This is a genomic window from Flaviflexus sp. (assembly GCF_041440645.1).
Taxonomy (GTDB): Bacteria; Actinomycetota; Actinomycetes; order Actinomycetales; family Actinomycetaceae; genus Flaviflexus.
In genome coordinates this window covers 1-8861 of sequence record NZ_JASDVN010000003.1, presented here as the reverse complement: position 1 = coordinate 8861, position 8861 = coordinate 1, and the positions used below count along the sequence as shown (strand labels likewise).

At 61.7% G+C, this 8861-nt stretch carries 7 protein-coding genes and 1 tRNA gene; 5 read left to right on the top strand and 3 right to left on the bottom strand.

All coding sequences use genetic code 11. The features are described from left to right. Positions 1-84 precede the first annotated feature (84 nt). Positions 85-867: a glycosyltransferase family 2 protein gene (locus tag QMB98_RS00295; protein WP_371683625.1), complete on the top strand. Its 783-nt coding sequence runs from the start codon at positions 85-87 to the stop codon at positions 865-867. Positions 868-938: 71 nt separating this feature from the next. Here the strand turns inward: QMB98_RS00295 and QMB98_RS00290 are convergent, their stop codons facing one another. Further along, positions 939-3023, bottom strand: coding sequence for a hypothetical protein (locus tag QMB98_RS00290; protein ID WP_371683624.1), 2085 nt, complete (start codon positions 3021-3023; stop codon positions 939-941). A 59-nt stretch (positions 3024-3082) separates the two neighbouring features. Here QMB98_RS00290 and pheA point away from each other — a divergent pair, with 59 nt between their 5' ends. Continuing rightward, positions 3083-3997, top strand: a complete 915-nt coding sequence (gene pheA / locus QMB98_RS00285; protein ID WP_371683623.1) for a prephenate dehydratase — start codon at positions 3083-3085, stop codon at positions 3995-3997. 179 nt (positions 3998-4176) lie between these two features. Here the strand turns inward: pheA and QMB98_RS00280 are convergent, their stop codons facing one another. Further along, a complete protein-coding gene (locus QMB98_RS00280) occupies positions 4177-5310 on the bottom strand; it encodes a diacylglycerol kinase family protein (RefSeq protein WP_371683622.1) in 1134 nt (377 codons plus the stop codon). Positions 5311-5344: 34 nt separating this feature from the next. On the opposite strand from QMB98_RS00280, the gene serS reads away from it, so the two are divergent. Both serS and QMB98_RS00270 read left to right on the top strand, forming a co-directional pair. After that, positions 5345-6604: a serine--tRNA ligase gene (gene serS, locus QMB98_RS00275; RefSeq protein WP_371683621.1), complete on the top strand. Its 1260-nt coding sequence runs from the start codon at positions 5345-5347 to the stop codon at positions 6602-6604. Then, the gene (locus tag QMB98_RS00270) at positions 6601-7476 is read left to right on the top strand and encodes an HAD family hydrolase (protein ID WP_371683620.1); all 876 of its coding nucleotides are present in this window, start codon (positions 6601-6603) and stop codon (positions 7474-7476) included. The genes serS and QMB98_RS00270 overlap by 4 nt, the downstream gene beginning before the upstream one ends. A 147-nt stretch (positions 7477-7623) precedes the next feature. Here the strand turns inward: QMB98_RS00270 and QMB98_RS00265 are convergent, their stop codons facing one another. Next, positions 7624-8574: an NAD(P)H-quinone oxidoreductase gene (locus QMB98_RS00265; protein ID WP_371683619.1), complete on the bottom strand. Its 951-nt coding sequence runs from the start codon at positions 8572-8574 to the stop codon at positions 7624-7626. Positions 8575-8633: 59 nt separating this feature from the next. Between QMB98_RS00265 and QMB98_RS00260 the strand changes: the two genes are divergently transcribed. Continuing rightward, positions 8634-8724, top strand: a tRNA-Ser gene (locus QMB98_RS00260). The last annotated feature ends 137 nt before the right edge of the window (positions 8725-8861 follow it).

Sequence of the window (8861 nt, the reverse complement as noted above, 5' to 3'; positions counted from 1 at the left end):
ATGCCACGACGCGCAAAACGCCCGCTACACACTCAATTATGAAGAGCCAGTTAAGATAGCTTTGTGAACTCTTCAAGTGCGCATGTGGCTGTAGTCATTCCGGCGAAGGACGAAGTGGACCTGATCGCCTCCACCATCCGTTCCGCGCGCGCTATTCCCCACGTTGACCTCATTGTCGTGGTCGACGATGGGTCGACGGACGACACTCAGTCGGCCGCCCGAGCGGCGGGCGCCACCGTGGTTCGACACCCCGTGAACAGGGGCAAGGCTTCCGCGATCGAAACCGGAGCATCCGTTGTTGCCATGAGGGACGCTGAGGGCAGGCAGCCCCGCCTCCTCATGTTCATTGACGCCGACCTAGGTGAAACCGCCGTTCAGACCGCTCCCCTCGTCGACCCCGTAGCCGATGGTACGGTCGACTGCACGATCGCGGTCCTACCCAAGCAGGCGGGTGCCGGCGGGCATGGTCTCGTGACCGGCCTGTCCCGGAAGGCGATTTCGAACATGACCGGCTGGTCACCAACTCAGCCCCTCTCGGGTCAGCGCTGCATGACCCGCGATGCCTACGAAACTGCTCGTCCCCTCGCGCGCGGGTGGGGTGTTGAGACAGCGATGACGATCGACATGCTTGTCGCGGGCAAGACCATCCAAGAGATTCCCTGCGACCTGCAGCATCGCCCCACCGGCAATGACTTCTCCGGCCAGTTGCACCGCGCCGCCCAGTACCGCGACGTTGCTCTCGCCGTGAACATGAGAAGGCTCCGAGGTGTTCGAGTTCCTTCGCAGTACCGCGTTGATCCGTCCACGCAGCGCCCTGGCGAACCATTCTGCGCCTACAAGATCCGTCCCGTTCCCGACGGTTACTAGGCCCCGACATATACAAAGCAGAGAGGCGCCACTCCCTTTGCTTGGGGCCTGTCCCTTGATCTGAGGTTGGTTCAGAACGGATCTGTCAGTTCACGTGCCTGAGTGGTCGATGCCGAACTGGGATGACCAGCGAAGTAGAGGACCGACGCAATGAGCGGGATCGCAACCATGCCACCCACGAGAACGATGATGGCGCCGGAATCGTTCAGGAGCATGCCTCCGACGAGGGAGATTGCGATGGAAATGGAAACCCAGAGCCAGAGTCTGTAGCCACCCAAGGATGGTAGCGCCGGTCCCTTTTTCTTCCATACGTACAGGAAGACGAGGAAACCGACGGCCAGGACTAGCATGAGAGGCCACTGCGCGAACATCGCTCCCGCCTTTCGCCACACCACATCAAACGCTGTCCCATCCAGCAGCGATTGCGCGAAATCACCGAGGTGGGTGCGTTCCTCAAGGGGTCTCAGGTAGTCCACAAGAAGGAACGAGGCGGCCACGAGAACACCCGCGAGGAGCATGCCGAGTGCCGAGAGCCAGGTGAGCTTCCGCCCAGACACCAGCAACGCCAGGAACAGGAAGGCCACGGTCAGGATCGGTGGGCCACCAAAGTCCGTTCCGTGCCAGGGGGAACCATCAATGAAGATGATGATCACGCCAAGAATGGCGATGATCAGGGCGGCGCGGTTTCTCGGCCGCACTCGTTCCGCAATAACTCCAGCCAGGACCAGACCGGCGGCTGCGACAATAGCGAACATCATGTTGTTCATGCCGTAGAAGCGACCCACAGCAGGAAGGGCACCGAAGGCGGAATTGAGTGCGAGGGGGGAGCCAACGAGAACGGGCCACAGATAAACAACGAGTGTGACTGTAGCAATCACTGCCGCGGGAATGGTCCTGCCGTGCTTCCCCGTCACCAGGGCAAGGGTTCCGATGACTGTGGACAGGAGTGCGATACCGACACAGAGAACCACTGTCGATTGAGCTGACTCGTGCCAGGGCAGGAAGTTCACGAGGACGGCTGAGGCTGGCACGCTCGCAACCGCGAGCGCAGCCCCGTGCACAGCCCTTCTTCTGCGGAGCAGGAGAGTGGCGAGCAGTGTCAGAATCCAGAACGTCCCCCACATTGCAAATACCCAACCCGTGGCTGGCTTGATTGCCTGTGACAGCGTGTCGAACTCGGTCACGGCATCGCGATTGTCTTCGGCAGTGCCGCCCATGCTCGCCTGGATTGCCATGCCGGGGCCTTCGTGACCATCGGCGAGCGTTGGGAGGAGATCGGTGTTGTTGACGAGGCCGGCCCTGCGCGTGGTTGACGAGGTGAGGAGCCCGGGTTCCCCGGTGCGTTCCATGATGACCTGCAGGGTTGTGGCTGTCGCGGAGTAGTCGGAGATCGAGGCGACAATGATTCGCGCCCCGGGCATCTCCTCTTCCACAATCTCGAGGACTCGGCCGAGCTCCGCATCTAGCTCCCCCAGCTCGCTCCTGATTCGATCCTCGTCCCAGTCGGGGGCAATGAATGCCGCCGTACCTGGGTCATTCGTCGCTCGCGGATCCGTATCCTCGAAGACCACCTGCTCCTTCTCGGTGATTGCACCAAGGTCGATCAGGACGAGCTCCTGGTCGTCTAGGAGCTCGGGTAGCTCATCAAGAGTTCCGTAGGACGTCACGTGGCCGTTTTCGTCGGCTAGTGCGAGGGCGGCTCCCGGTCCCACGGCTAGCGTTGATCGCTCGTTCGTGAGGTCCGCTAGTTGCCCAAGGATTGGCTGGTAGCTGGAGGATTCGGTGGCCGCCACGTACTCATCCCAGTGGGGCACCCGCCCATCCACAGGCTCCTCCAGGATCCGGCACCGGCCGGAATCGGCCACTGCGTCACCGGCTCGTTCACCGGCGCCAAGTGTCAGCCACCCGTCGGCCGGGCAGGCCGCTGGATAGGTGCCCCGCACGGATAGGTTCCCGATCGAGGATTCGCCTGAGAGTGCGAAAAGATTGGGGGTGTCCTCTTCGTTCACGTACTCCCACATCACTCCCCCGGTACCAATGAAAACGGTTAGACTGTCTACTTCTTGGGTCTGGGATGTTTGTGCGTGAGCGCCGGGAATGACGATCGTCCACAGGCATGCCAGAAGGAGCAGGCTGATGGTGCGAAACGATCTCATGGGACGATCATATAGAACACCACATCGTGGACCGTGGTGGAGGGGACTACCATTGGACCATGCGGTTTTCTTACCTGGGGCCCCGTGGCACGTTCACGCACATGGCTCTTTCCCAGCTGTCCACGAACGAAGAGGAGCATGTTCCGGCCATTGATGTGCCGGCAGCGCTCCGCATGGTCCGTTCGGGAGAGACCGACTTTGCTGTCGTGCCGATTGAGAACTCGGTTGAGGGCGGCGTCAACGCCACCATCGACTCCCTCTCAAACGGAAGCACCCTCCGCATCGTCGCGGAGATGCTGGTTCCCATCACCTTCGTTCTCGCGGCCAAGAAAGACATTCCTCTCGATCAGGTGAAGCGAATCTCCACCCACCCGCACGCGTGGGCTCAGTGCCAGAACTGGATCGCAGAGAACCTCACGGAAGCTTCCCACGTTCCCGCCACCTCGACTGCCGGTGCGGCGAAGGCCATGGCCGATGGTGCGCTGAACTTCGATGCCGTGCTGTGTAACCCGCTGTCTGCGGAACAGTACGGGCTCACCGTCATTGCCGAGGGCGTTGCCGACAATCCCGATGCCGTCACCCGCTTCATCTGCGTGGGAACGGAGGACACTCCGCTTCCCGAACCGACGGGTTCCGACAAGACTACCCTTCAGGTTCAGCTCCCCTCGGACGAGGCCGGCGCGCTCCTCACCATGCTCGAGCAGTTCGCAACCCGTGGAGTCAACCTGTCCCGCATCGAATCCCGTCCCGTCGGCGATTCTCTCGGCCGCTACCAGTTCTCCATCGACTGCGAGGGCCACGTGGCGGATGAGAGGGTACAGGCGGTCCTCATCGGTCTGCACCGCACGAGCCCCCTCGTTCGCTTCTTCGGTTCATACCCGAGCGCTCTGCAGAAGCCCGTCAAGCTCCGCCCCGGCACCGCAAACCAGGACTTTGCCTCGGCGCGCGGCTGGGTCGCATCCCTCCTGAACTGACCAAGCACCGTGCACTAAGCACGATTACTCACATCAAGAGAGTGCTGTAGCCCGCCACTATTGTGGCGGGCTACAACCTTGAATCTGTTTAAGTCTGTCTAAGCCGGCTTCACTATGACTAAGCCAAGACCAACGCCAGTGCCGGATCCTGGAAACGGCACAGGCATTGTGGGAGGCGGCTAGAACCTGATGAGGAGGCCGCCCGGTTCGACGCGTGCGTGGACGTGGGTGGCGTAGCCAAGGACGTCACCGTCGACCTGGACTCGGGTGGCGTGGTCGGCTGCGACGGTTGCCGTGCGGGTCTTCCTCATGTCGATCGTGCCGGTGGAGGGCAGACCATCGTTCGTGACGCCGATGCCCGCGAGGCCCATGCGGCGGACCAGGTCCGCCCATCCAACCAACCCGCCCTTGGTGTCGAGTACTACGAGCTCGAGCCACCCGTCGTCGAGGCGAGCATCGGGTGCGAGTACGACGCCACCGGGAAGTTTCCCGCAGTTGGCGAACATGATGGAACGAGCATCGATCGATACCGGCGGGGCGTCACCCGCGGTCACACCGGCGTGGATCTTCTGCGCCTTGAGGTTCTTGACCGCAGCCGCCACGTAGGCGACCCAGCCAACCCTGGCCTTGAGGTCCGAATCTGCGTCGCCCACCATGGCGGCGTCAAAACCGAGACCCGCGATCACGGCGAAGGCGTGCTCACCCTCGGGTACGACATCTGCTTCCGGATCCTCGGACTTGGCCTCAACGAGTTCACTGTCGGTCAGGGGTTCCGCGGAGAGGTAGCCGATGTCCATGGCGTGGTTCTGCCCCGTAAACGCCGAGTTCACCATGTCGGCAACGGAGACGATCGAAAGATCCATGTTTCGCGCAAGAAGGTTTCCTGTGCCCTGTGCGATCACGCCGAGGGGCACCCCCGTGCCTGCGACACCCTGAGCGACGGCGCGCACCGTACCGTCTCCACCCGCGGCGATGACGAGCCCGGCACCGTCCTCAACGGCCTGACGTGCCTGACCAAGACCAGGATCCTCGACCGTGGTTTCCACCCAGGTGACAGTTCCGTACTCGGTTTCGGCTGCTCGTGCTTCGACAAGTCGCTTGAGTTCGGCAACATCGATCCTCTTCGAGGGGTTGAAGATCACCGTGACGGGAACGCCGTCCTTCTTCTCGCCACCCTCGTCACGGACGTGATGTTCCGTGCTCATGCGGCGGTTCGAGAGCGAGGCAATGAGCTGTCGGTTACGAAAGGTCAGATACAGCGCTGTCAGCGCGACAAGTAGTGCGACAATCGCAACCCATGATTCCCAGGACATATCGAAAGGATACAGTGCGCGTTAGACTAGGTGCATGATCGATATTCGCTTTGTTCGGGAAAACCCTGAGGCAGTGAAGGCCTCGCAGCGAGCACGTGGCGCTGATGAATCTCTTGTTGACACCCTGTTGCAGGCAGACGAGTCCCGCCGTTCCACCCTCCAGCTCGCCGAAGAAACCCGCGCAGAGCAGAAGGCCCTCTCTCGCACCGTCGGTAAGGCAAGCCCTGAGGAGCGTCCCGCGATCCTCGCGCAGGCCCAGGAGCTGTCCGCCAAGGTCAAGGAACTTGAGCAGATCGCAGCAAATGCGAACAGCGAGTACGAGCGCGTCGCCTCCAGCATCAACAACATCGTTCTCGACGGTGTTCCGTCCGGCGGTGAGGACGACTACGAGGTCCTCAAGCACGTCGGTGACGTTCGCGAGTTCGACTTCCCGGTCAAGGACCACCTCGACATCGCTGAGGGTCTTGACGCGATCGACATGGCTCGTGGTACGAAGGTGTCCGGATCGCGCTTCTACTACCTCACCGGCATCGGCGCCCGCCTCGAGCTCGCCATGCTGACCGCCGCCGCCGACCTGGCTGAGGCCAACGGTTTCAAGCTGACGATCACCCCGACCCTGGTGAAGCCGGAGATCATGGCCGGCACCGGCTTCCTCGGTGCCCACTCGGACGAGATCTACCACCTGCCCGCTGACGACCTGTACCTGGTTGGTACGTCCGAGGTGGCTCTCGCCGGACTCCATTCGGACGAGATCATTGACCTGTCCAGCGGCCCGAAGAGGTACGCGGGTTGGTCGACCTGCTACCGCCGCGAGGCCGGCTCCTACGGCAAGGACACCCGCGGCATCATCCGCGTCCACCAGTTCAACAAGGTGGAGATGTTCTCGTACTGCACTCCCGATGGGGCGGTTGGAGAGCACCAGAATCTACTTGCCATGGAGGAGGAGATGCTTGCCAAGGTGGAGCTCCCCTACCGCGTCATCGACACGGCAGCTGGCGACCTTGGTAGCTCCGCAGCCCGCAAGTTCGACTGCGAGGCGTGGCTTCCCAGCCAGGAACGATGGATGGAGGTCACGTCGACCTCGAACTGCACGACTTTCCAGGCTCGGCGCCTCGGAGTACGCGAGCGCATCGACGGCAAGACCCAGACCGTGGCAACCCTGAACGGCACGCTTGCCACCACGCGCTGGCTCGTCGCGATCCTCGAGAACCATCAGCAGGCAGACGGTAGCCTCTACGTTCCGGAAGGCCTCCGCCCCTACCTGGGTGGACGCGAGGTCATCGCACCGCAGTGAAGACTGAATTCAACGCCGCGGACAAGGCGCGGCTGAATAGCTCGATGTCTGGACTGCCCCCGGCGGGTCCAGAGCTCCTTGTTGCCCTCGATCTTGACGGCACAACGATCGGCCACGACACGTCGCTCTCGCCACGGGTGAAGGAGGCCATCCACGCACATCTCGAGCTCGGAACCCACGTTGTTCTCGCAACGGGACGAGGTGTGGACGGAATGATGCTGGTTGCGGAGCAGCTGGAGCTTCCCGACGGGATCTCCGTGTGCGCCAATGGCGCCCTCACGTTCGCACGAGACTCGAAGGCGAACGAGCCGGAACTCACCCCAGGCACTCGACTGCTCGACTACGTCACGTTCAATCCGGCAACGGAGATCGAGATCGTCAACGCCAACATTCCCGAAGCGATTCTTGCGGTGGAGCCCGCCTGGGGTCCCCGCCGAGTATCGGCACACTTCCCGGCCGGTGAGCTCACGGGCGAGTCGGTCGTGACCCCGGTCGACAAGCTGGCAGGTAACGACGCCACGAGGCTCACGGTGCGCGCACCGTATCTCAGCGCCGAAGAACTCCAGCACCGGATTGACGAGATCGGGCTCAACGGTGTCGAGTACGCGATCGGGTGGACCGCCTGGCTCGACATATCCCCCGAGGGCGTCACGAAGGCGACTGCTCTCGAGAAGCTCCGCCGTCAGTACAGCCTTCCCATCAGCTCGATCCTTGCCGTCGGTGACGGCAATAACGACATCGAGATGTTGGAATGGGCGGGAACCGGTGTATCCATGGGTGATGCGAACGGCAAGGTGCACGACGCCGCCAATGCAAAGACCGCATCCGTTGAGGATGATGGTCTCGCCATCGTCCTCGAGAACCTCCTCTAGGACGATCTCCTTCTCTAGGTGAGGCTTAGGTTCTTTCCAGGTGGGACCGGCAGAACCGGCTGATAAAGCCTGAGGCCTCGCCCCATGTCAACAAGACGCCTCACCACCTACAAAGTCTCTCGCTCAATTGCGGCCAGACAGACCTTTTCAGTTCAGTTCCCGGAGGTCCAGCACGACCTTGCCGAAGGGCGAACCGTGCTCCACGTGTTCGATGGCTTCTGCGACCTTGGAGATTGGGAAGACGCTGTCGACGATGGGAGTGATCCTGCCATCGGCCAGCCTCTCCATGGCGAAGTCAGATGATGCGGAAATGATTGCGGCCTTCTCCTCGGATGGGCGGCTTCGCAGCGTGGTTCCAAAGATGCTGAGTCTCTTGACCATGAGCAGGCCAACCGGAACGGTCGCCGTTGTTGCGCCTTGGAGGGCGATGATGGCGATGCGGCCTCCCCGCTGAAGCAGGGGGACCATGTCACCGACATCGGATCCAACGATGTCGAGGATGGCGTTCACTCCCTCGGGAGCCAGTTCCTTCACTCGGTCCGACAAACCATCCAACCGGTGATCGATGGCTGTTGCACCTAGGGATTCAACCTGTTGGCATCGCTCCAGTCCTCCTGCGGTCGCGATGACGTTGGCACCGAGCTCCCGAGTAAGCTGAACAGCGAAAGTTCCCAAGGATCCGGATCCGCCCTGGATCAGGACAGTTTCGTCGACATCGACCTTCAACACGTCAACGAGATTCGACCAGGCCGTGGCTAGTGATTCGGGAACGGCGGCCGCCTGCGCTTGGTCCACCGACTCCGGGACCGTCATGATCTGCCCTTCGGGAACCGCCACGTACTGGGCGTACCCGCTGCTCGATAGCAACGCCATCACCCGCTCGCCCGTATCGACCCGGTGGCCGGATACTTCGAGGCCGAGGATATTGCTGGCTCCGGGTGGCGGCGGATAGGTGCCCTTTAGTTGGCTGAGGTCGGCCCGGTTGATTCCGGCGAAATCCACTTTGATGACGACCTCGCCATCGGCTGGTTCCGGGATCGGCTGCTCAATGAGCTGCAGGTCGGACGAATCGGTGACGGCAAGCATCCTGTTTCCCATTTCACCATTGTGTCAGCAATGTGCATGCTTGCGCCGTGGCTAGTATGATGAGGTGGCTTGGAGGGTTGTCAGAGCGGCCGAATGAGACGGTCTTGAAAACCGTTATACGGCGAACCCGTATCGGGGGTTCGAATCCCCCACCCTCCGCCAATTGGTCGGTAGCAGAAATGCTGCCGACCAAAGCACTTCTACAGGCCAATTGAACTGTGACTGAGCAAGGCCAAGCAGGTTCATTGAAGTGCCCCGGGTTTTGTTCCTAGGCTTGTGCCTTGATTTCCATTATTTCT